Source organism: Paenibacillus sp. 2KB_22 (assembly GCF_052115745.1).
Lineage (GTDB): Bacteria > Bacillota > Bacilli > Paenibacillales > Paenibacillaceae > Paenibacillus.
On record NZ_JBFRHG010000001.1, the window covers coordinates 1,852,512 to 1,873,827 of the forward strand.

Genomic DNA, 21,316 nt, shown 5'->3' on the forward strand with positions numbered 1-21,316 from the left:
TATAGGTATTTTCACCGGTTCCGCAGTATAGTCCTTGATGATATATATGCATACGAAAGGCGGACGCCCTGTACATCAGAAGCCCGCCTGTTTTGTGATATTCTATGCTGCTCATTGCTCTAGCTTGGCGTTTCCAGTTCTCAGTTCAATTCCGTAATCAACACGCGACGTTCCTTCCATTCAGCCCGGCGGTAAGCCTGTTGCATACCGAATTTGCGGATACTTGCCTTTGGCACCGATTTGTAAGGCAAAACGACCGTAAAGTCCTCATCAAACGGGAAAAAAGATAGGCCTACTTTTTCATTGGATAACCACTCAGCCTGAATCGGTTGTCTGGAACAGGCATCAAACGTGCAACTAAGCCCTTCTGCAAAAAAATCATAACGCGCAGCAGGTGTTCCAGGTTCCTCCATACAGAGAAACAAACTGAGCTGATCACAGAAAAGCATGATCTCCACATCACTTTGCAGCCTCTGTTTCAGTGCTTCAGCATCACCGCCAAGCTGTTCTTCCCAACTCAGCTGACGTTCGTGTTCTTCCTGGAGATAGTCTCGGATGTCTTCATCATCCTGAGCATTAGCACCCAGATTTTTCTGGAATAGCTCCGTATACATCAAGCTGCACAATAATCCGGCGTAGAGGTTTTTCTGACGAACCTCTTCAATCCCTTTATGGTAGAATACAAAACGCGGACGCAAAGGAAAATCACGAAACGAATATGGTGATTGACTGTAATCATTCCAGAACGGAGCAGCATCCAACTCAATCCATCCCCGGTCATGTTCTCTCGCCGCTAGAATCAATTCATCCCGATGCGCAGCATCGGCTAGTAATTCTTTTTTCCAGTGGGAAGCCATCTCTCCGGCTACTAATCCATGCTCATGCTGTGCGGTCAAAACAAAATCATGCTCTCTCTCATATATGATCATATGCTGTCACCCTTCCGCATGGTATACGTTGACTTTAACATAAATTGGGTTAAACTTTCCTATAAGTTGGTTTTCGCTCCATTTGCACGAAAGGCATTATGGAATGCACAATGTAAAGGTGTTGTCAGTTTCCTGAAATTTGGTACACTAAAGGTTGTGTCCACAATTATATTACATACAGAAAGCGGGATCTCATGAATTTATACTCTCCTTACATCGAGTTTAACCGCAAGGAATGGGCTGAACTTAAAGAACATCAGACCACTCTTCCACTGACGGAAGCCGAATTAGAACAGTTAAAGGGATTGAATGAAGAGGTATCGATTCAAGAAGTCGAAGATATATATTTGCCTCTTACCCACTTTATTGACCTATATGCAAGAGTTTCACGAGAGCTGAATCGACTAACGGCCTCCTTTATGAAAAAAGAAGCTCTCCCCACCCCCTACATCATTGGAATCGGGGGAAGTGTTGCCGTGGGCAAAAGTACAGCGGCCCGCTTGCTTCAGGCACTGCTCGCCCGAGGCAAGAATAGTCCGAAGGTTGACCTTGTCACAACCGACGGTTTCTTATATCCCAACGCTGTCCTGCAAGAGAAGGGCATTATGAACCGCAAGGGATTCCCGGAAAGCTATGATATCAAATCCCTGATTCAGTTCATGGGCGATGTGAAATCAGGCAAGCCCGAAGTGAAGGCACCGGTGTACTCTCATCTCGCCTACGATGTCATTCAAGGGGAAGAGAAGCAGATCTGTCAACCGGATATTCTCATAATTGAAGGCATCAATGTACTTCAGGTCAAAAAAGAAACGCCTTTGCTGGTTAGTGATTTCTTCGATTTCTCCATCTACATTGATGCAGAAGAAGAGCATATAAGACACTGGTACGTTGAGCGTTTCAAGCTACTCCGCAATACGGCATTCCAGGACACGGATTCCTTTTTCCATCAACGATTCGCCAATATTGATGAAGAAGAAACCGTGCGTACCGCCAACCAGATCTGGCAGGATATCAATGCCAAAAACCTGCATGAAAACATTTTGCCAACCAAAGGGCGTGCCAGACTGATTCTGAAAAAGGAAGCCGATCACTCCATTGGGCAGATTCAATTGCGTAAACTCTAAACAACACTCGTGCAAAATAAACCTTGATGTTATAACTAATTACCCTTAAAAGGAGAGAAAAACACTTTGCAAACCCTGATTATACTCGGCAGTATTATGATGTTCTTGGCTGTTGCTTTGGGTGCTTTTGGCGCACACGCGCTCAAGCGCAAATTATCCGCTGACATGATCAAAATCTATGAAACCGGCGTTCAATATCACCTCATCCACGGACTTGGGATCATCCTGATTGGACTGCTGGCAGACCGTCTCGAATCCTCTTCACTCGTCATGTTTGCCGGATGGCTGATGTTCGCCGGGATCATCCTGTTCTCTGGTAGCCTGTACACTTTAAGTGTAACGGGTGTTCGCAAATTGGGAGCCATTACCCCACTTGGCGGAGTCGCATTTTTGGCTGGATGGGTTATGATCATGATTGCCGCATTGTAAACATGCCCTATGAATAAACGAAAAGAGTGTTCTGGCTGATATCCTATCGCTGGAGCACTCTTTTCCTGTTTAATCTGTCCAGATTCTGCGAATGGTGAGCTGCCCTGCATCTGGCCGTTGTCTCTCCAGCACATACACATCCGGGTTAGAAAGTTTAGCCCACTCTTCATAGCCAAAGGATGGTTCATACTCACGAATAAGCAGTGATAACAAGTTCCCATGTGTAACCACGGCCCCGTGTTGTTCAGGTCTGCTCCACAACTCTTCCAGTAGTGCCAACCCCCTTGCAGCCGCGTTTCTCGAAGATTCCCCGCCTTCTTCCACCCAATCCACATCATCATATGTACGTTTCAGTACATCCATCCAGTTAGGCAGATCAAGAGAGCTAAGTATCCTCTCCTGGAGACGTTCATCCGTATGTATCTGTTGCAGCGTTGCTATGCCCAGCGGCATAGCCGTCTGAACAGCCCTTTTCCACGGACTGGAAACAATATACGTTATGGATTGATGAGCCAAGATATCTGCAAGTTTTTCGGCCTGCCTGATCCCTTCATCTGTAAGCTCTGCATGGGGTTCCTGCCCTGTGGCCTTGGCGTGACGGATAAGATAAATGGATTGCATAGTTATCACCTCCTATGGTGTAACCTACATGGAGTTCTTCTCAAGATATTGAAGTGCACTGTACATCTTCTCCTGCTCTTCCGGTCGGCCTGATGAACTGAGGAAAGTGACCTGTTCCCCAATTCTGTCTCCTTGCTGAGCCACCAGTCCAAGCCGCTGCTTCAGATGGTTCACGGTGCCTGTACTGCCATCAATAATCTGTATATGATCTGGCAGAACCGTGCGCAGAATGGACGTATAGAATGGATAATGCGTGCAACCAAGCACCACTGTGCCATACACCTGAAGATCGAGATCTGCCAGCTTGAACCGGAAATAATCAGCGATTTTACTCGGATCAAAATCCAGCTGTTCACACCATTCCACAAGTTCCGGAAGCGCAATGGAATCCACACTGTGGTGATCATCAACACGCGATACCAGTTCGTTATACTTGGTTTGGCTCAAGGTGAGGGCCGTGGCAAATACAAGCACTCTCTTCCCACTCTCACGATTCATCTCCACGGCTGGTTTTACCGCAGGCTCCATACCAATGATCGGGATATCGTACTTGGCGCGCAGATCTTTAACAGTCAGACTGGTTGCTGTATTACAAGCAATTACGATTGCTTGGACATCCTCCTGAACGATGGCTTCCACACAATCAAAAATATGTCCTCTAACCTCATCTGCAGACTTGGTTCCATACGGGACATGCAAGGTATCCGCGTAATATAGGAATTTTTCTTCTGGAAACTGTTGTAATGCCTTATGCAAAACGGTTAAACCACCGATGCCTGAATCAAAGAAAGCAATTTTCTTATTCAAGGATTTCACCTCTATAATGTATTATTTCGGGTTCCAAGAACCTCTCAATGCTGCTCATGCTGACTGGAGGTGAGGTTTGTACTTCCGGCTCATCACACACTACAGTGCTTGACGGCTTGCGGGAACCATTCCGGTTACGGATCGTTCTTCTGATCGCTGTTGTCTCCAAATTTTCTTGAATAACCTTATAGATGTATAAATTCGGAGACAAAGGCGAACGCTATCGCTTCTTCAGAATCGATTCCGCCCCCTCCATTACTTCCGCTAAGTCAGGTACTATAGAGAAGATGACCCATTATTCTACGTTCATTTTATACTGTCTGAGCCAGTCCTTGCCACTATGCCATTCCTCTACGGGGCTATGCTTTCCAAGCAGTTCCGTACTTGCCTGAGCCATGACCCATTCCTTGAGCCCGTTATCCGGACTGGATTCGAGCTGCTGTAGCAGGAGAGGCAGTCCCGCCTCACCCGTATTCAGAATGTCCTCGTAAGCCTCCCGGTTAGCAGTAATATAATCATTGGGATTGCTGCTGGTCAGGACGACAGGGTCGCTAACGATCTGCTGTAGATTACTTGCAATGGTTGCTGATAATACCTGTTCTTCCGTCCGAGTCGAACACGCTGCTACCATCAAGGCTGTGCATACGGATAACAGACCCAGAATCAGTCTTCTGCGATTCACTGTACCACTCCCTTCAAAACGAGTTAACCCAATAGATGCCGCTTTTATGTTCAAGCCACTGACCAACTACAGCGCAAGCCCCCATTGTTCTTCGGTAAGCTCCCGCCTCGATAAAAGCTGCTTGCGGACTTCCTTCACTTCAAAGCCCACAGATTGATATAATCTACGCGCGCCGATCAAAGACTTATTGGTCCACAGGATCACGGATGTGTAGCCTTTTTCTTTTGCAAAAAGAACTGCCTGTTGGATAAGCTTTCCGCCCCATCCTGCACCACGTGCTTCCGGTTCGATCAGAAACCAGCGCAGTTGAGCCGTATGTTCATTCACATGAGTAATTCCTATGGAGCCGGAATAAGTCTGATCTAACTCAACGATCCATAACATCTCCCTCGCATGATTACCTGAAAGTGCAAACGAATTCACCGCATTCGTGATAAATTCGGCAAAGCTATCATCATAATTATACTCATCTCGATAGATTCGAATATGCGCTTCAATGACATACTGCAGATCCTTTTGTACGAAAGTGCGGATCATCAAACATCACAGCCCTTCCTCGACTCCACAGTTGTGATACTGAAATCCACACCGAACTGAATTAATCCCAATTTACGGGCTACTTGCTGCGAAGCGAGATTATCCCAAGATGTACTGTAGATTGGCATACGTCCACGCTCCTTGACATGATACTGCCAGCATTTTACCGTCTCCGCTGCATACCCATGCCCTCTATAACCGGGTGCCGTATATAGACTTGCTTCTGCCCCATGTTCGGAGAGCCTTGCGGAGCAGCACACTGCCACAGCAGAATCACCAATAACATAAGCCGAAACAGGCCATTTTTCATGCAAGTGATCTGTTAATTCAGGAAAATGCTCTGCCAGCAAATAACACTTCTCCTGACCAATCAACTGAACCTGCTGATTCCATTCGTCAGATGACTCAGGAAAGGCATAGGCTGGTCCCATCCACACATGGTTAACTGGCTCAAAGGTCTCCACCTTTCGAATCAGTTTCGGAATATCCAGTGGAAGCTCGCAATCCTTACCCAATTCATCCATCAGATCCGGCGGTAACTGCTCATGGTAATAGATCAGTGAACCGGCAGAAGTCAACCCGATAAACATGGCTGGAGCCTGCCCACCACCCGGCTCGTTAATGCTTAATAGACGCTGCTGCTCATTGATTGTATATAACGTGCCCGCCTGTATCTTCAACATTTCCATAGACGACAGGTTCGATGTAGGAGCCATAACTATGAAGTTAACCTTTGCAATAATCGTTTGCCTTCACTGCCTTTACCAGCTTCCTGCTGCTCCAGAAAAGCGGATAATTCACGTAAATCAGCCGGGCGATATCCAGCCCCGCACCCACAATTATGAAAGGTATAACCATGGCGATACAGAATCATCACTTTGGTCCATTGTTTGGTATCATTTTGTTTAGGCGCCTGGAAATCCTGTCCCATGTTAACCATAGACGCAGCACATTGCGGGCATTTATATTCAAGTTGTGCCACCACTTCAGGGCCCAGGTCGTCTCTGGAAACTTGTTTAAATGATTTGCGACAATTGAAGCATGCATAGATGTCTTTGTATGGTCCCGACATGGCATATCTGCACATCATCTGCACCCCCTTAATAATTTCCATTATACGGTATTTCTCGCACACATACGAATGGATTTTGCATATTTGCGAATATCCCCTTCACAAGACTTATTGATCTTGCATCACAGCTTGTTTCCAAGCCTCACCCATTTCCGCAATTGATGCGTACCGCTGGGACCGATCGGCGCTGACTGCACGTATCACAACCTGATACAACGCTTCTCCAGCATCCCACCTGGCATAAGAACGATCTTTCTCCCCGCCCAGCAACCCGAACGCCGTCGCCCCCATATTGAATACATTGGTAACCGCATCTATGAGTGCACCCCGCTCAAATTCCTCTGGAGACATGAAACGGGAAGATCCCCACATACGCCCCATGGTATTGGTAAAAGAACCCTTCCGATACAAGTCGATATCACAAATTTTCATTAAATGTTTGTCAAAATCATAGATCAGACTGCCATCATACAAATCAACAGCCACATAACCTCTCCGTTCCACCTCGATATGAAAATTCAGAATCTGTTCCATCGCCCGAATACGTGTCTTCACTGGAAGCTGTCTAAACCGATAGTAGGGCGAACGTGGATCTTCGTACTTGGCTGGAGGCGGAAAATACCAGTGGGAATGCAGACACTCCCCATCTACCCAGTCGAAGACACAGGCATAACCCTTACCCGTTGCAAAATGATCCGTTAGTCGAATCAATGTGTCATGCGCCAAATCTTCGTATACGGAAACAGATGATTTCAGATTACGAATGGCTTCCGGGGGACTTCCCGTATGATTCGCATGAATGGTATGTGCTCCCGCATACTTTACGAACAATTTCTTTCCATCCTTTTGCACAATACCAAAAGAGACATTCCCTGAATCCTGCTGATCGAATACGCGAAAAACCTTACCCAAGGGCTGTAACCAATCGAAAGAATGAGACTCTTTTAAGACAAAGGAAACACCGTCGATCTCAAGTTCAACATGATCTGTCATAGAACCCCTCCTGCTGTGATATTTTCATTCCATGTTGAATGCTCCGTATAAAAGTAATTCATATGCGCCTCATCATATCCCTGACCATAGACTTCCAATGCGTTACGCTCGATGCCGTAGACTTCAAATCCATATCGCTCGTATAAACGTCGGGCTGATTCATTGGTTGTCACTACACTCAGATTAATCTGTTTGATACCTTCCAGATGTCTTCCCCGATCCAGCACCTCGCGGAGCAACCGTGAAGCCAACCCACTCCCTCGATATGGGGGAGCAACATAGACGCCCCAGATCATGCCTTTATGCCTGAGTTTCAGGCCGTGTTCCCTTTTGAAACCCATCATTCCCGCCAATGTTTCTTCTGTTGTATATGCGCCCAGAATATAATCGTCGGGCTCGTTATGTATGCGTTCCTGCACTTCATTCATGGGGATCTGAATGGACAATTCGAAGGAAGCCCCGAAGGCTTCAGGATGTGTTTTCAGTGCTTCCAGTCGAAAAGGCCAGTATACGTCTGCTTCATCCCGCTTAATATTGCGAATGATATAGGTCTCTTGCTTTCCATTTTCGTTCATTCTTCGACCACTCCCTGCATTTCATAAGGATAATCGATCTGGAGTTTCACATTTGCTGCCGCTTCCTGTCCTGCAAGCAACCCAACAACATAAATCCCAAGATCAATGGACGTGGCTACTCCACCGGCCGTAATTACATTTCCGTCTTTTACAATCCGCTTCTGAATCACCTCATCAACATACGGCTGAAGCAAATCATATGCATAAGGATGTGTTGTTGCTTTTTTGCCGGATAAAAAACCAGCTGCACCCAGCAGCAGAGAGCCTGTGCACACCGAAACCTTCAAAGGTACAGACGCAGCCTGTCTCAGCCAACCTACAAATGCCTCGTCGTATCGAAGCTTACGCGTTCCCATACCTCCGGGGACAAACACGAGATCATATTCCGATAGGTCAGGCTTCACTCGATCTATCTTCATCGTTAAACCAGACTCATCCGTGACCTGATCTGTCATTGCACAGGTTTCCCACGTCGTTCCTTTGGTTTGCTCAAAGAAATTCAACCGATTGATCACATCATAAAACCCTGCAAAATCAAGGAAAGTCAGTCCATCAAACAAAACGAATGCAATTTTCATTGGTAACCTCCGCTTTTTTTAATGTGGAGCATCCTGGTTATGTTTCTGATTCCGATCCCGTTCCATCGCTTCCTTCACCCAATCACGTTCCGGCAGCTTGCTGTTAATGCGAAAAAGCAGAACCACAATCGCAAGAAGTAAAATAATAACGATGAATTCGAAGATGGCCCATCCCTCCCTTTCGGAAATTATGCAATCTTGACTCTTACCTAATGTCTATTTTAATCCACGGGCAATGATCCACTCCAGCCACTTCCAGGGTAGAAACAACTTGCCTATGATGAGCACACGTGAACCTTTCCCCAACGCATATCGAAGTCTTGGTGCACGCATTCGCGCAATTCGTCCGATCAGATCTGCCACTTCCTGTGGGTCAGGTGCCGTCTCGCTCGCATGTTGGGAATAACGAAGGACCGCATCCAGCTTATGCTTATACGGAGAGTCCTCGCTCCGGTGAATCTCACCCAAACCTTTATTCCAGATCGGCGTACGATAAGCGCCTGGTTCAACCAATACCACGCGAACGCCGAACGAAGACATCTCATGCCGCAGACTTTCCGTGAATCCCTCCACAGCGAATTTGGAGGCAGCATACGGAGCATATCCTGGAAAACCGGACAACCCGCTGACACTGGACAAGTTAACGATTAAACCCTGCTTCTGTTCACGCATCACAGGCAAGACCGCACGTGTCACAGCGATTAACCCAAACAGATTCGTATCCATCTGGCGCCGCCAATCCGCCATCGATACTTCCTCAATGAACCCGCCAACCGCAAATCCTGCATTGTTCACCAGTATGTCGATTCGGCCATTATTAAGAAGTACGTTCTCTACAGCTTTCTGCACGGATTCAGCATCGGTTACGTCCAGTTGCACATATTGCAAACGTTCAGCTATCCCCGCCTGTTCAACCAACTTCACCAATTCTTCTCTTCGACTCAGATCACGCATTGTAGCAACGACACGATACCCCTGCTTGGCAAGGGTGATTGCGGTAAGCATACCAAAACCACTGGATGTACCTGTAATTAAGGCCACAGGAGCGTTTGCTCCATCCTTCCTCTTCTTCACTACATCCAAAGCTGTGTCGATTCGTATTTGTCCCGCTTCGGTTTGGTGTTCCTGTACTGTCATGCGTCACCTTCCTCCCTCAAGTAATTGCTGCCCTCTCCTACCTCTACCTCTACCTCTCGACTACTGAATTCCTTATACCCCGCTATGTCGTCTCTCGACCCTGCGAAGTTTCGTAATTCCCGGTTCAAATGTATACGGAACAAATCTGATCTCAGGTAAGGTACATTCCAGGCGCTCTCCCAGCTTCATCAGTTCACCCCGCACAGCCGTCTCCACCTGCTCCAGCACTGCGCTCCCGCCAAGCCGAAGGGATACTTCCATCGTCCCGTCCTCTTGCTGCACCACACGATAATGTTCAATCTCTGGCGAAGCCGCAATGACCGAACGGGTGACGAAATCCGGAAAGACCGGCACCGCCTCACCCGTATGTATATGTGTAAAATAAAGCGTGTCATCACAGCGGCCTTCAATCCGCTCAATGGCGGTAAACGGGGAACCACAGGCGCATGGTATCGCCGCCTCGGTCAGAATATCATTCAGCCGATATCGGATGATCGGTTGTGATGTTCTGGAGAAGTCCGTGATAATGGGCACGAACCGCCGGGTGGCGGGGTCCATGTACTCTTTTTCAATATGGACTATATCCTCATTCAAATGCAGTGTGCCATAACGACAGGTCGCTCCCAGGAACCCTTCTGTACACTGATAGACTTGATGAACGTTCTGTCCGAAGACCTGTTCCAGTATCTTGCGATCCAGAGGGTCCAACACCTCGGCAACAGAGATGATTTTATCGGGTACAGCGGTCAGGTGACCTGCCATATAGGCGTCTGCCAACAGACGCAGCATGGATGGGGGAGCCACCCAGACGGTAGGTTGGTATTCTTCCAATCGTCTCACCAAGGTCTCCACACGCTCCAGCAGATCAAAGTACTGGAACTGTAACTTACCACGCTGCACCGATTCATACAGATTACTGTTGGCCCGCAGGAAAAACGCAATCTTGGCAGGTTTCCACAGTCCACCAGGCAGCAACTTGGCCAGCACCGTGCCCGTCCACGCATCCTGCTCCCGATCACTTACCAGAAATATTCCCCGGTTCCCTGACGTACCCGAGGACAATCCAACAGTCACTCCCTGAATGGAGGGTTTGAAGTCACGCGTTTCTTCGCTCTCACCTGCAAGAGCCAACGCTTCGTCCTTGGTAATGCCCACCGTATTCAGTGTATCGAAGTTCTGCATCATGATTGATTTGTCAATCAACGGAAAGCTTCTCCAGTTGGATGCGTCCACGCCACCCCACCATTTCCGGTAAAACGTAGATCGGGCGCGGATCTGATGAACATGTCGAATAATCCGACGCTCTTGCCAGCGCTCCAGTTGTTCTCGCGTTTTCCATGTTCGCAGCCCACGTGCAAGCGCATAATGAACCACAATACGAAGTGGATTGCTCATAAGTCCTGCCCTCCTGTGCCCCAAGCGTCCAGCACATCTCGACAATGACTTGGCACAATCCGAATGTGGGGAAACTGCTGATGCAGCTGAACCAACTTGTCAAAGTTACGGTGGTATTCCTGTCGATCAGACATAATGATACCCGCGAGCGCATGAGGCCTACGCTGTTCACGAAAAGCCCGACTCGACCACACTGCGTCCGCGCACAGGAAATAATCATGTTCTTCTGTACGCAACAGAAGTCCCATCATGCCTTCCGCATGACCGGATACTTCCACCCCCAGCAGGCTGCCATCGCCAAAGATATCGTAGACCTCATCAAAAGGGAACTCCTCTCCAGCTCTCGTCCATCGCTCAGGCTGACGCGTAACTGGCAATGATCTGGCCGCAAAATCCTCAGGCAGCAACCCGGACAGATAACCTGCCTTCACAGCCGCAATCGAACCAAGGGAGCGCACAGCATCATAAGCCCTTGGCAGATAGATGAATTGTGCCTCCGGGAAATCTCGCACACCCGCGATGTGATCGCCGTGAAAATGGGAGAGGATGATATACCGAATATCCGAAGCTTTCAGCCCAAGCCCAGCCAAAAAATGAACGGCACTATCCTCTTCACGATAGACTACTGGTGTAATATGACGATACAGTGCATTGGGCAGATGAGCCGTTTCCGTGAAAAAGCGGGAGCTATATCCCGTATCCAGCAGGATTGGTCCATGTACAGGGTGAATGATGCAGGCAAAACCTGCCGGGAAAGGCACCGGCTTCAACCGACCACCCCGCAGCGTCAGAAACTCTGGATGTGTACAGTAACCTGCCGCACCCAGATATAGTTCTACCGGAGTTGTCGTCAGCATGATTCAGCCCTCCACCAGTCTGCAAATTGTTGTAAACTCTCTTCAATAGACACCCGAGGGGCGTATCCCAATTGCTCCCGTGCATCCCTAATATCCAACGTCTGCGGGATGGACAAAGAGCCGACTGTATACCGTGTCAACGCGGGTTCACCCAACGCAGGAATATAGCCATGAACTCGCTCCAGCAACGCTGCCACACCATATGCCATCCGATAAGGAATATTAAGGCGACGCAGCGGCATATCCAGCATGCCAAACAGGCTGGTTACCAACTCATTAAACGCCCTTGGATCACCATTGGAGATATTGTAGGCTCTGCCGAGTGCTGTGGCATCAACATCACGGCACAACAACAAGGCGTCCACCACATTATCCACACCTGTCAGATCAATTAATGCCTGTCCCCCGCCGATCATCGGCACGCCTGATTTCACGTTCGCTGCGACAATTCTGGGAAATAACGTCTGATCATACGGACCAAAGATAGCTCGCGGTCGAATCATGATCGACGGAAGTCCCTTCGCATGCCCCTCCATCACAACCTGCTCCGCGAGAAGCTTCGTGGCTGCATAATGATTGGCTGGTTTGGATGGCAACGGGTCATTCTCATGTACGTTAAATCGCGGTATGTAGTTAAAATAGATACTTGGAGTCGAGACATGTATGAATCGCTGTACATCATTTTTCAGGCAGCCATCCATGAGTTTCTGTGTCCCTTCCACATTACTGCTATAAAAGTCCTTATACTTCCCCCATGGTGATGATAGCGCCGCACAGTGAAAGACCACATCCTGCCCCGTACACGCTACATTTACTGCCGCCTCATCCCGTATATCTCCATTCAGAAATCGGATTCCTGCCGACTCAAGTTCTGCACCAATCTTTGGCTGTCGGCCCATGCCCGTGACTTCCCATCCTTCTTTTGCAAGTCGTATCGCGAGATGCCTGCCCAGGCATCCCGTAGCTCCTGTAACCAATGCTCTGTTCATTGTTGTTCACCGTTCCATTCTATGTCGTGAGTCAAAGCTTCAGTCAGCGAGAACTTCTGTGATCTTGCCAGACGCCAGGCGGTCAGCACCACTGCAAATTGTTCAAATAACGGCTGCATATCCTCTCGCATATAGACCACATCCCTGGCTCCACGCCAGGCAGCTGCCCATGCCCGGAACTTTCCTTTGCCGAAGATCTGCTGCAGCCCGCTTCCCAACATGGGAAGCATGAGCATGGCTTTGCTGCCCCGTGCGGGCGTGATCATTCTTCCTTCCTTGACCAACGTCTCCGGTTCAGTTAGTGCACGCACCAAGTCATCTCCAGGGTGAAACAGATGAATCCCACTCGTTGCCCTCGGATTACATTCAATTGCGTATACTTGCCCATCCTGACCTTCTATAAAATCAAACCCAATCTGTCCACTAAAACCTGTTGCCAGCACAAATTGTCTCACCCATGCAAGGGCACCCTCATGTTCCACCTGTTCAAAAAACACACTGGCCCCCACACTTCCTGTGCGGTAGCGGCTGTCGTAAGTGGCGTGCGCAACCAGTTGCCCTTCGTGGGCTATGCTGTATGTACATAACATCCGACCCGGAATGAAGGCCTGCGCAACCCAAGGCGAAGCAGAGGATAATCCCCCTTCTTCCGGAGGATCGTTACGTAATTGTCGATGCTTCTTTTTGCTTGTGTATCCTTCCTGCTCAGTCCCTGCCCCAGCGTCATCGATCAAACGTGTGGGCATGCGAACTTTGGCTGCGAAGCGGGAATACACCGGTTTCCACACCCAATCTCCTGCTTCTCCCAGAACAGTCTGAGCTTCCGTCCATTCCTGCCGACTGTTGATCAGACGTGTATCCGGGACCGAAAGACCGAGTGAACCTGCAAGCTGGATAAAATCATATTTATGGTGCAGCGCATGCAGCTGCTCCAGAGTTGTAACCAGCACACGGCAATATGCACGCAGTCTGTCTGCCCCTTGAGCAACATAGAAGACTTCTTCACACATGGGGATCAGCAGGTCGATCTGCCAATCCTGTGCCAACCGTTCCAGCTCTTCCAGATAAGCACGTGTATTATGACGCGGCGATGGGACCACAGCGCACTGTTCCACTGCACTGGATGATCTGGTCAGATGCCGTACGGCACTCTCCGCAACATAGACCCGATGGCCTGCCCGATGAAGCATACGTGCCAGATCGAGCGTAACGGGAGCCCTTCCGCCTGTAAGCAGCACACGAAGAGAAGCAGCTGTACGATGTCCGGTTTCCCCAGATCTAGTAGTCAAAAATGAGTCCTCCCAATGATAATCCGGCAGCCGTGCCAATCATCAACACCCGATCTCCCCGCTGAATACGCTGTTGTCTAATCGCTTCATGCAGACCCATCGGGATCGATGCCGCAATTGTATTGCCGTGATTTCGTGTGATGTCCATAAACCGATCTTCAGCAATGCCAAGCTTCTTGCGGATCAGTCTCATCGCCATCGCACTCCCCTGATGGGGAATCACCAATTGGAAATCCTCCATTCGGTTCCCGGTCGCCTGCAACATATCACTAATGAAGTCGGGCAAAAGTCTGGAAGCCATCCGGAAGATGGCCTGTCCATCCATATGAAATAGGTAAGGTTCAGGCTGATCTGCATTATAATTCGAAGCATGCAGCCGTGTACCTCCACCTGCTATCTCCGAGAAGCGAGCACCTCGGCTGTAGGTTCGAAGGGAAGCATGCACAATCTGTGAGGATGACCCTTCAGGCGAACGCTCAATAATAACGGCGGCCGCTCCATCTCCGAACAGGGCCGTACTCTCTTTATCCGACCAATTTAGTCCCGCTGAGGCAATCTCGGTGGCTACGAGCAGTACTCGCTGGTAACGTCCGGCATCTACCATATAGGAAATCACATCCAGTCCGTTCAGGAAACTCAGGCAGGTTGCATCCATATCAAAGGCGGGTACGCCCGAATCTTGCTGCCCCATGGCCTGCTGGATAAATACCGCCGTACTAGGCAACGGTTGTTCCTTCGTGCCACTGGTACACACCAGGCAGTCGATATCACTGAATTGTAATCCAGCATCCGCAAGTGCAGCTTCGGCAGCCCGCGCGCCCATGAAGGACGAGGTTTCTTCACCCGAAGCATAATGGCGTACACCTACACCTGTGGCTTTGCTAACCCAGCCTGCAGGCACGCCCAAGCGGCGATCCAGTTCCTCATCGGTGATCTCCTGATCAGGCAGGTACTTCCCTGTTCCCGCAATCCTTACTCTTCTAAGTTGCATTTCCCCAACCTCTTTCTGTTCATCTGACTGATATATATAAGTTCAGCTAATTAGTATTTACACAGACACTCCGATGACAGAACAACTTTCCGATCGCTGTTATCCCCAGATTTTTTTGATTCCCTTCTTAAAAAGGGAAAATCCGGGGATAAAGGCGCACGCTTCGCTTCTTCAAGTTATTTCTGTCCTCTCCGTTATCGTGTAAATGTTTAGTTGAACATATATAAATGAAATGAGTCCTTAACCTCAAATGGCGAAACGCCATCTGTATAGAAGCCTTAAAATATATAATAAAGGGCAGATGCCTCTGCCCTTGCTGTTGTGTTTTCTTTTGTATGAAGTATTATTTCTTCTTACTCAGGATCTCGGCAAGAGCGGTATCAAGCGTACCGTAGGTGAATGTGAAGCCGTCCATCTCCAACCGTTCAGGAATGACCCAACGACTTTTGAGAACCAATTCCGTCTCGGTCTGAATGAAGCGTGCGCCCAGTTCAAGCATCCAGCGAGGAGAGGGCAGCCCGATCCGAACACCCATCTGTTCTCTCAGACGTGCCATGAGCTCCCGATTCGTAACCGGATGCGGGGAGGACGCATTGAATACACCATTCAGATGTGGATGCTCTTGCAGATAGATCACCATGCGGAACAGATCCTCGATATGAATCCAGCTGAACTGCTGTGTTCCTGCACCTTGAGATCCTCCCAGGCCAAAACGGACGAGGTTCGTCATGGGCACCATCACGCCGCCCTCGCCCAGCACAATCGCAATTCGCAGTGCAATCTGACGCGTAGACGGCAGACTGAATTCAAAGAAAGCCTGTTCCCAAGCTTTGGCAACGTCCACTGAGAAGCCAGAGCCAATCTCGCCTTCTTTTTCCGTCATGGGACGATCTTCAGCATGTCTGTATATAGTCGCCGTACTCGAATTAATCCATAGTTCGGGAGGATGATTACAAGCCAGGACGGCATCGCCGAGAATACGTGTTGTACGCGTTCTGGATTCCAGAATGACTTTGCGATTCTCATCCGTATAACGGCAATTCACCGATTTACCTGCCAGGTTAATTAACATCTCTGCTTCTTCCAGTGCCTCTATGATCCCGGCACGATTCTCCCAGGCAATATGACCGGGCTGACGCGAGATAATTAACACCTCATAACCCAGCTTCCTGAACCTTTGGGCAAAATCCTGTCCAACAAAACCCGTTCCACCAGCTAAGACAACCTTCTTCACGGTATCCCCTCATTTCCCATACTGGGTAAAGATTTCGCAATAAATAGATCAAATTGTTTCTATGCATGCAAAATACAGATATTAGATTAAACACCGCTGGTGACCCGTTGGTTTGATTTAATTCGCACCCAGCGCCGTGTACAAGCGATCCCGCTCTTCGATAGCCCATGTGTTTGCAGGGTTTTGTTCCAGTTGATATCGGAGTTCATCATAAAAGTCATGGATCATGAATCCGTCCGGCAAAGTCCCAAGCATCGCTGTAAAGTTGTACTCGGGCAGTGTTCTTTTTCCTTCACTGATCTGCTTCAGCCAGTCCACCCATTTCGCAAGAGTGAGCACTTCCTCCTGCCATAACTCAGCCTGTAGCCCAAGCACATCCTGAAACTGCTCGTACGCGAAAGGATCAACGAAGACCCGGCAAGCCTGAACAGCCAGTTCATACAACTGGGCCACTGCGCGACGTACCTCATGCTCAAGTTCGACCTCCAATCCTCCCATATAATCCTGAACCTGAATGCTCTGTCCATCATCGTATAATAGCGGTGTCTGGGCCAACAGGCGTACAATCTCTTCCATCTCGTGCATTGAAACTCGCTTCTGCTCATAGAGAGCAGGTAATTGATATGCTGTAATGATCATTCACTCCTACATCGTTCTTCTATTAATGACCTATATTATAACATGGTTTGGCAATCATCTATCAGGATAACTTGACTATCCACTACAAGTTGTAGTAGTTTATACGTACTACGTAGTGTAGTAATATGGTCGTTATGGACGCATAACGACGTTAAGGAGTGTTCACTGTGAACCAGATTCAAAAATTATCCGAAACAGAAATGGAGTTAATGGTCGTTATATGGTCATGCGATCCACCCGTCACCTCGACAGAGCTATTAGACATATTCGCTGAGAAAGGGAAAGCGTGGAAAGCGCAGACCATGTCTACCTTTCTGTCCAGATTGGTGGATAAAGGCGCTCTTACCGTGACGAGGCGTGGAAGAATCAATGATTATAAGCCTCTTCTACAACCAGAAGACTACAAACTACAGGAAACACAGCACGTGCTTGATGGACTTTATCAAGGTTCAGTCAAGAATTTGGTTTCGGCCATGTATGACGGTGATAAGCTTTCAGACGATGACATTTCAGAACTGAAAAAATGGCTTTCGGAAAAGTAGGTGCAGATCATGAACATCTTTTTTGAAATTCTGTGCAGCCTGACCGTGGCTGGAAGTATCGTTGCCGTATGTATGTTGGCACTGCGACTCATACCTGTATCTGTTTTTCCGACCAAGTGGCTCTACAGACTCGGTAAAATGGCTCTCTTGTTCTATCTGCTCCCGGTATCTCTTGGCCTTTCATGGCTTTTGGGTTTTGCATTCCCTCCTACATCAACTGTACCGAGTATGGATCATGCAACATCTACGGGCTTACTTGCAGGGACATTTATCTCGGCACAAACCATCTCTGTAAGCACAGCCTGGATCCTGTTATGCATATGGGGCATTGGCGTCATCGGTTTTTCTGCATGGCAGGTGTACTGTTATCGGAGATTTTTGAATGAACTATCACGCACACGTACACCAGTTCTCTATGATAGTGAAGCCGCTATACAGCTACCATTAATCAAAGAGGCTTTGGGTCTCCAACGCAATATCACGCTTGCTCACAGCACGGCAGTACGGAGCCCTATACTGGTCGGCTTGTTTAAACCAACAATATATCTTCCACCCGAAAATACGGTAAAGATGGACATCAAGATGGTGATTCATCATGAATTGGTACATCTGAAACATCAAGATCTGTGGGTCAAGGCTCTAACCTTGGGAGTCAGTGCCCTGCACTGGTTCAATCCCCTGATTCATATGATTCGCCGGGACATTCATACCTGGAGCGAATTAGCCTGTGATGAAGATGTAGTCAAAGAGATGTCGCATGAAGAGCGGAGAAGGTATGGTGAAACGATTTTAAATGTGATGGCGGGAACCAAGAACATGCCTGCTCAATTTTGTTCGTCCCTATCGGGTGAAGGCAAACAATTAAAAAGGAGATTGATGAACATGTTTAATGTGAAGAAACTGAACAAGAAACACTGGATGTTAAGTATGGGGGCCATATTGCTGATTACAGGAATAAGTACATCCACCGCAGTATGGGCATCAAACCATACGGTTAAAGTAGAGGCTAAGGCTTCGGAGGCCCAGGTTGTTCCATTGGTATCTGAAACTCCTGAGATCGCAGCTTCTCCATCTAAATCCGGAATTTCTGAAGCTGTAACTGCCCCCGCTGCTTCCGAAACGCCTGAAATCGTGGCTCTCCCTGAGGATGAAGTTTCAGAAAATGTACCTGCTCCTTCGACTGCTGAACATTCTGAGGCTCAAGTTGTAGAATCAGCCACAGTTCCTTCTCCTGCTGGATCTTCTGAGATGGTAGCCCTCCCTTCCGAGGACAAGGCTTCCGAGGCTGCAACCGTTCCTTCTCCTGCCTCATCTTCTGAAATGGTAGCGCTCCCTGCGGATCAGGTTTCGGAAGCTGTACTTGTTCCTTCAAAGAAGTAACTCAACGTTAAGGAACAATAACACCCATATATGCAAAAGGACGAAGCATAAGTCTTACGCTTCGTCCTTTTGCATATTAGATAAACGTTTTGATCGTAGCAAAATATTCACGGATCATGTTGACTGGCTTCAAATATCCCGGTGAAGGGGCCGATATGCCGTATTCTGCCGCATAACCGTTCTTGGCAGCGATGTATTTGGAGCGGAACATGTGATAGTCACTGGTGACAATCATGATCTCGGGGTGCTCCAATCCGGATTCATTAATGATTTTTTTGGAAAAGGCCAGGTTCTCCTGTGTACTCGTGGAGCGATCTTCCATAATGACTTGGGAGGGGTTAATCCCCTGTCCAATCAGATAGTTTTTCATGGCGAGCGCTTCGGGAATCGATTCCCCAGGTCCCTGCCCACCCGATACAATGACCGGCGTCTGAGGGTGACTTCGAATGTAGTCGAGACTGGCATCCAACCTTTGCTTGAGGGTCAATGACAATTCCGTTCCCCGAATGCCTGAACCCAGAATAATGACATAGTCCGCTTCTTCCGGATCATTCGCACCAAGCTGTGTGAACACAAGGGCCTCAATAATGACAAAAGAGACGGCAACCACGCCAAATCCGGTAAGGATAATCCGTTTCAGAATAACATGCTTCTGATAGTCAATCCGTCTTAGCACAATAAAAGCCACCGTGATCATTCCGAAAAACATGACCGCAAACCTTTGGCCCCAAAAGACCAGAAAAGCTACAAAACATGCCAACAGGACAAGATCAATGATCAGTCCCTTTTCTTGTAAGAACTTTTTCATCAATTCCGTAGACACTCCTTCTTGTACCTGCACTTCCGCAAATCACTTATCTTTCAGTCTGTTATTATCGTTAGTTTGGGCCACTGTTGTTGCCAGCACTTCTTCTGTACACGTTGATTATAATAATCAGCATCCGTGAAGAACGGGCTTCGACGAACCATTAACGCATACAGATCATACAGACCATGAGGAGCGCAGATGTTAACCCGATCTTCTTCATCCAACTGTACGCCTATGGCAGTCACAATCTCTGGCCAATAGCGAAGAGCATCTTCAGTAGAAAGATAAGGATCTGTGCCATTGCGCAGATGCATTCTCGCCTGATTTTTGACCGACCACTTGGCATTGCCTGTCAACTCACGAAGCTGACACTCCAACTGTATGTCTCGTTCCTCACGCAGGTCTGACGCATCATAATAGACAACATCAATATCACTGTGCAGCTCGCGAACAGCATATCCATGAAGAACATCCCAGATATAATTGCGAATATATCCTGCACCTATGTAACATTGTGGCAGATGGAGACCTCGGACTCTCCGCAGGTCATGCATTAATTGCTCGTGCTCCGCAATTGCCCGGATGAATTTCTCTTCATGCAACAAGTGGTCCTTCTCCTTACTCCCGATGCTCTACTCACTCCCTCAATCTATTCTACCTGCTTACTGTGCCTCCATCCAATATATCATGTTTGGGTGTCTCCGATAAAATGAACAAATCCCCTCAGGCGGTCACCATAAGTGTCATCTGAACAGATGCATCTTAAGGTCATTCACCTGAGGGGATTGCATGAAGAAATCTGATTCATGTTTTTTAGTCAGCCCCACATCCCAATCAGCAAAATGCCGGCAAAAATAACGACGGAACAGAGAATACGCTTTTTCCCCTGCTGTTCTTTCAGCAGTAAAATACCGAGGAATGCTGCAAATATCGTGCCTACTTCCCGAAGGGGACCCAGTCTTGCCATCGGTGCCTGCTGTAACGCAAACAGAAACAACAGATACGAGCCCGGATTCAGTAACGCGCCAAGCATAATAGTCGATCGATTCACCTTCCACTCCTGACGCAGTTGACGAGAAGCCAGCAACGCAGGAGTTAATCCGGCGACAAAACCAATGTTGGTCACTTCAAGTAACGATAAGGGTGAGATATGTTCCAGATTCAGCTTATCCACGAACACGTAACTGGTTGTACATAATCCTACACTTAAAGCCATCAAAACCGGCTTTAACCCCTTTACACGTGAGCCCGTCGTAATATCCCTGCTTCCGACACCACTAAGCACCGTAAATCCCCCGAGCATACACGCAATGCCGATCCAGCCGTACAATGATAAGGTTTCGCCCAGAAAAGTAACTCCGATTAGAGGTACCAATAAGGTGCTCGTTCCCCGCATAATCGGATAGATCTGAGATAAATCGCCGAGTTCGTAGGTCTGAGACAACAGCCAAGAGTACAATGCCTGCAAGCCCATCGACAGAATCAGCAGCGCATAGGCTGCCAGGGATAAGGGTTCACGTGCCAATTCCACAATGAGTACAGGAAGCAATATAATCGTTGGAATCATCATAATGGACCACAAAAACACACTTTTATTCAGACTGCGCTTGGTAAACATGCTCCAGACGGCATGAGCCATCCCGGAAGCCAGTACCAGCATTATAGGTAAAATCATAATCAAAACGTTCCTCTCTACTCCATTACTCTT

The 21,316-nt window shown here is 48.2% G+C and carries 25 protein-coding genes; 4 read left to right on the forward strand and 21 right to left on the reverse strand.

The window, feature by feature from the left end; translation table 11 throughout:
• Positions 1 to 140: 140 nt before the first annotated feature.
• On the reverse strand, positions 141 to 929 hold the full coding sequence (locus tag AB4111_RS07945; RefSeq protein WP_442031071.1) for a DUF3891 family protein: 789 nt from the start codon (positions 927 to 929) through the stop codon (positions 141 to 143).
• A gap of 194 nt (positions 930 to 1,123) precedes the next feature.
• Here AB4111_RS07945 and coaA point away from each other — a divergent pair, with 194 nt between their 5' ends.
• Together coaA and AB4111_RS07955 are read left to right on the forward strand one after the other, a co-directional pair.
• A complete protein-coding gene (coaA, locus tag AB4111_RS07950; protein ID WP_442031072.1) occupies positions 1,124 to 2,053 on the forward strand; it encodes a type I pantothenate kinase in 930 nt (309 codons plus the stop codon).
• Positions 2,054 to 2,119: 66 nt separating this feature from the next.
• Positions 2,120 to 2,482: a DUF423 domain-containing protein gene (locus AB4111_RS07955; protein ID WP_091014882.1), complete on the forward strand. Its 363-nt coding sequence runs from the start codon at positions 2,120 to 2,122 to the stop codon at positions 2,480 to 2,482.
• A 69-nt stretch (positions 2,483 to 2,551) separates the two neighbouring features.
• Here the strand turns inward: AB4111_RS07955 and AB4111_RS07960 are convergent, their stop codons facing one another.
• From AB4111_RS07960 to AB4111_RS08040, 17 genes are all read right to left on the reverse strand, one after another.
• Positions 2,552 to 3,103, reverse strand: coding sequence for a histidine phosphatase family protein (locus AB4111_RS07960; protein ID WP_442031073.1), 552 nt, complete (start codon positions 3,101 to 3,103; stop codon positions 2,552 to 2,554).
• A 24-nt stretch (positions 3,104 to 3,127) separates the two neighbouring features.
• Positions 3,128 to 3,910, reverse strand: coding sequence for a glutamate racemase (gene murI / locus AB4111_RS07965; protein WP_442031074.1), 783 nt, complete (start codon positions 3,908 to 3,910; stop codon positions 3,128 to 3,130).
• 295 nt (positions 3,911 to 4,205) lie between these two features.
• A complete protein-coding gene (locus tag AB4111_RS07970) occupies positions 4,206 to 4,592 on the reverse strand; it encodes a hypothetical protein (RefSeq protein ID WP_442031075.1) in 387 nt (128 codons plus the stop codon).
• Between the two features lie 66 nt (positions 4,593 to 4,658).
• Positions 4,659 to 5,129: a GNAT family N-acetyltransferase gene (locus AB4111_RS07975; protein WP_442031599.1), complete on the reverse strand. Its 471-nt coding sequence runs from the start codon at positions 5,127 to 5,129 to the stop codon at positions 4,659 to 4,661.
• On the reverse strand, positions 5,129 to 5,845 hold the full coding sequence (locus AB4111_RS07980; RefSeq protein WP_442031076.1) for a GNAT family N-acetyltransferase: 717 nt from the start codon (positions 5,843 to 5,845) through the stop codon (positions 5,129 to 5,131). The genes AB4111_RS07975 and AB4111_RS07980 overlap by 1 nt, the downstream gene beginning before the upstream one ends.
• Positions 5,846 to 5,847: 2 nt before the next feature.
• The gene (locus tag AB4111_RS07985; protein ID WP_442031077.1) at positions 5,848 to 6,219 is read right to left on the reverse strand and encodes a hypothetical protein; all 372 of its coding nucleotides are present in this window, start codon (positions 6,217 to 6,219) and stop codon (positions 5,848 to 5,850) included.
• Between the two features lie 90 nt (positions 6,220 to 6,309).
• Entirely contained in the window at positions 6,310 to 7,194 is an 885-nt protein-coding gene (locus tag AB4111_RS07990; protein ID WP_442031078.1) for a serine/threonine protein kinase, read from the reverse strand.
• Positions 7,191 to 7,769 (reverse strand): GNAT family N-acetyltransferase, encoded by a 579-nt coding sequence (locus AB4111_RS07995; protein WP_442031079.1) that lies wholly within the window; start codon positions 7,767 to 7,769, stop codon positions 7,191 to 7,193. The genes AB4111_RS07990 and AB4111_RS07995 overlap by 4 nt, the downstream gene beginning before the upstream one ends.
• Positions 7,766 to 8,347, reverse strand: coding sequence for a DJ-1/PfpI family protein (locus AB4111_RS08000; RefSeq protein ID WP_442031080.1), 582 nt, complete (start codon positions 8,345 to 8,347; stop codon positions 7,766 to 7,768). Before AB4111_RS08000 ends, AB4111_RS07995 begins: the two co-directional genes overlap by 4 nt.
• A gap of 216 nt (positions 8,348 to 8,563) precedes the next feature.
• Positions 8,564 to 9,484: an SDR family oxidoreductase gene (locus AB4111_RS08005; protein WP_442031081.1), complete on the reverse strand. Its 921-nt coding sequence runs from the start codon at positions 9,482 to 9,484 to the stop codon at positions 8,564 to 8,566.
• A gap of 72 nt (positions 9,485 to 9,556) precedes the next feature.
• The gene (locus AB4111_RS08010; RefSeq protein ID WP_442031082.1) at positions 9,557 to 10,879 is read right to left on the reverse strand and encodes a F390 synthetase-related protein; all 1,323 of its coding nucleotides are present in this window, start codon (positions 10,877 to 10,879) and stop codon (positions 9,557 to 9,559) included.
• Positions 10,876 to 11,736 carry an MBL fold metallo-hydrolase gene (locus AB4111_RS08015; RefSeq protein WP_442031083.1) on the reverse strand — a complete coding sequence of 287 codons (861 nt, stop codon included), beginning with the start codon at positions 11,734 to 11,736 and terminating at the stop codon, positions 10,876 to 10,878. Before AB4111_RS08015 ends, AB4111_RS08010 begins: the two co-directional genes overlap by 4 nt.
• Positions 11,730 to 12,725 carry an NAD-dependent epimerase/dehydratase family protein gene (locus AB4111_RS08020; protein ID WP_442031084.1) on the reverse strand — a complete coding sequence of 332 codons (996 nt, stop codon included), beginning with the start codon at positions 12,723 to 12,725 and terminating at the stop codon, positions 11,730 to 11,732. The genes AB4111_RS08015 and AB4111_RS08020 overlap by 7 nt, the downstream gene beginning before the upstream one ends.
• A complete protein-coding gene (locus AB4111_RS08025) occupies positions 12,722 to 14,014 on the reverse strand; it encodes an ATP-grasp domain-containing protein (protein ID WP_442031085.1) in 1,293 nt (430 codons plus the stop codon). The genes AB4111_RS08020 and AB4111_RS08025 overlap by 4 nt, the downstream gene beginning before the upstream one ends.
• Positions 14,004 to 15,005: a beta-ketoacyl-ACP synthase III gene (locus AB4111_RS08030; protein ID WP_442031086.1), complete on the reverse strand. Its 1,002-nt coding sequence runs from the start codon at positions 15,003 to 15,005 to the stop codon at positions 14,004 to 14,006. The genes AB4111_RS08025 and AB4111_RS08030 overlap by 11 nt, the downstream gene beginning before the upstream one ends.
• Before the next feature lie 343 nt (positions 15,006 to 15,348).
• Positions 15,349 to 16,239, reverse strand: a complete 891-nt coding sequence (locus AB4111_RS08035; RefSeq protein WP_442031087.1) for a TIGR01777 family oxidoreductase — start codon at positions 16,237 to 16,239, stop codon at positions 15,349 to 15,351.
• 117 nt (positions 16,240 to 16,356) lie between these two features.
• On the reverse strand, positions 16,357 to 16,878 hold the full coding sequence (locus tag AB4111_RS08040; protein WP_442031088.1) for a hypothetical protein: 522 nt from the start codon (positions 16,876 to 16,878) through the stop codon (positions 16,357 to 16,359).
• Positions 16,879 to 17,045: 167 nt separating this feature from the next.
• On the opposite strand from AB4111_RS08040, the gene AB4111_RS08045 reads away from it, so the two are divergent.
• Both AB4111_RS08045 and AB4111_RS08050 read left to right on the forward strand, forming a co-directional pair.
• The gene (locus AB4111_RS08045) at positions 17,046 to 17,420 is read left to right on the forward strand and encodes a BlaI/MecI/CopY family transcriptional regulator (RefSeq protein ID WP_339240744.1); all 375 of its coding nucleotides are present in this window, start codon (positions 17,046 to 17,048) and stop codon (positions 17,418 to 17,420) included.
• A 9-nt stretch (positions 17,421 to 17,429) separates the two neighbouring features.
• Positions 17,430 to 18,800: a M56 family metallopeptidase gene (locus tag AB4111_RS08050; protein ID WP_442031089.1), complete on the forward strand. Its 1,371-nt coding sequence runs from the start codon at positions 17,430 to 17,432 to the stop codon at positions 18,798 to 18,800.
• Positions 18,801 to 18,876: 76 nt separating this feature from the next.
• On the opposite strand, the gene AB4111_RS08055 is transcribed toward AB4111_RS08050, so the two are convergent.
• The 3 genes from AB4111_RS08055 to AB4111_RS08065 all read right to left on the reverse strand — a co-directional run bounded on the left by AB4111_RS08055 (position 18,877) and on the right by AB4111_RS08065 (position 21,283).
• Positions 18,877 to 19,608: a YdcF family protein gene (locus AB4111_RS08055; protein ID WP_442031090.1), complete on the reverse strand. Its 732-nt coding sequence runs from the start codon at positions 19,606 to 19,608 to the stop codon at positions 18,877 to 18,879.
• A 53-nt stretch (positions 19,609 to 19,661) separates the two neighbouring features.
• The gene (locus AB4111_RS08060) at positions 19,662 to 20,213 is read right to left on the reverse strand and encodes a nucleotidyltransferase family protein (RefSeq protein WP_442031091.1); all 552 of its coding nucleotides are present in this window, start codon (positions 20,211 to 20,213) and stop codon (positions 19,662 to 19,664) included.
• A gap of 212 nt (positions 20,214 to 20,425) precedes the next feature.
• Positions 20,426 to 21,283, reverse strand: a complete 858-nt coding sequence (locus tag AB4111_RS08065) for a DMT family transporter (protein ID WP_442031092.1) — start codon at positions 21,281 to 21,283, stop codon at positions 20,426 to 20,428.
• Positions 21,284 to 21,316 lie beyond the last annotated feature (33 nt).

Bases quoted from the DNA above. Each gene is read 5' to 3' on its own strand.
- AB4111_RS07945 (WP_442031071.1), bottom strand. From the start codon at position 929: ATGATCATATATGAGAGAGAGCATGATTTTGTTTTGACCGCACAGCAT.
- coaA (WP_442031072.1), top strand. From the start codon at position 1,124: ATGAATTTATACTCTCCTTACATCGAGTTTAACCGCAAGGAATGGGCT.
- AB4111_RS07960 (WP_442031073.1), bottom strand. From the start codon at position 3,103: ATGCAATCCATTTATCTTATCCGTCACGCCAAGGCCACAGGGCAGGAA.
- AB4111_RS07975 (WP_442031599.1), bottom strand. From the start codon at position 5,129: ATGATCCGCACTTTCGTACAAAAGGATCTGCAGTATGTCATTGAAGCG.
- AB4111_RS07980 (WP_442031076.1), bottom strand. From the start codon at position 5,845: ATGGCTCCTACATCGAACCTGTCGTCTATGGAAATGTTGAAGATACAG.
- AB4111_RS07985 (WP_442031077.1), bottom strand. From the start codon at position 6,219: ATGATGTGCAGATATGCCATGTCGGGACCATACAAAGACATCTATGCA.
- AB4111_RS07990 (WP_442031078.1), bottom strand. From the start codon at position 7,194: ATGACAGATCATGTTGAACTTGAGATCGACGGTGTTTCCTTTGTCTTA.
- AB4111_RS07995 (WP_442031079.1), bottom strand. From the start codon at position 7,769: ATGAACGAAAATGGAAAGCAAGAGACCTATATCATTCGCAATATTAAG.
- AB4111_RS08000 (WP_442031080.1), bottom strand. From the start codon at position 8,347: ATGAAAATTGCATTCGTTTTGTTTGATGGACTGACTTTCCTTGATTTT.
- AB4111_RS08005 (WP_442031081.1), bottom strand. From the start codon at position 9,484: ATGACAGTACAGGAACACCAAACCGAAGCGGGACAAATACGAATCGAC.
- AB4111_RS08010 (WP_442031082.1), bottom strand. From the start codon at position 10,879: ATGAGCAATCCACTTCGTATTGTGGTTCATTATGCGCTTGCACGTGGG.
- AB4111_RS08015 (WP_442031083.1), bottom strand. From the start codon at position 11,736: ATGCTGACGACAACTCCGGTAGAACTATATCTGGGTGCGGCAGGTTAC.
- AB4111_RS08020 (WP_442031084.1), bottom strand. From the start codon at position 12,725: ATGAACAGAGCATTGGTTACAGGAGCTACGGGATGCCTGGGCAGGCAT.
- AB4111_RS08030 (WP_442031086.1), bottom strand. From the start codon at position 15,005: ATGCAACTTAGAAGAGTAAGGATTGCGGGAACAGGGAAGTACCTGCCT.
- AB4111_RS08040 (WP_442031088.1), bottom strand. From the start codon at position 16,878: ATGATCATTACAGCATATCAATTACCTGCTCTCTATGAGCAGAAGCGA.
- AB4111_RS08050 (WP_442031089.1), top strand. From the start codon at position 17,430: ATGAACATCTTTTTTGAAATTCTGTGCAGCCTGACCGTGGCTGGAAGT.
- AB4111_RS08055 (WP_442031090.1), bottom strand. From the start codon at position 19,608: ATGAAAAAGTTCTTACAAGAAAAGGGACTGATCATTGATCTTGTCCTG.
- AB4111_RS08065 (WP_442031092.1), bottom strand. From the start codon at position 21,283: ATGATTTTACCTATAATGCTGGTACTGGCTTCCGGGATGGCTCATGCC.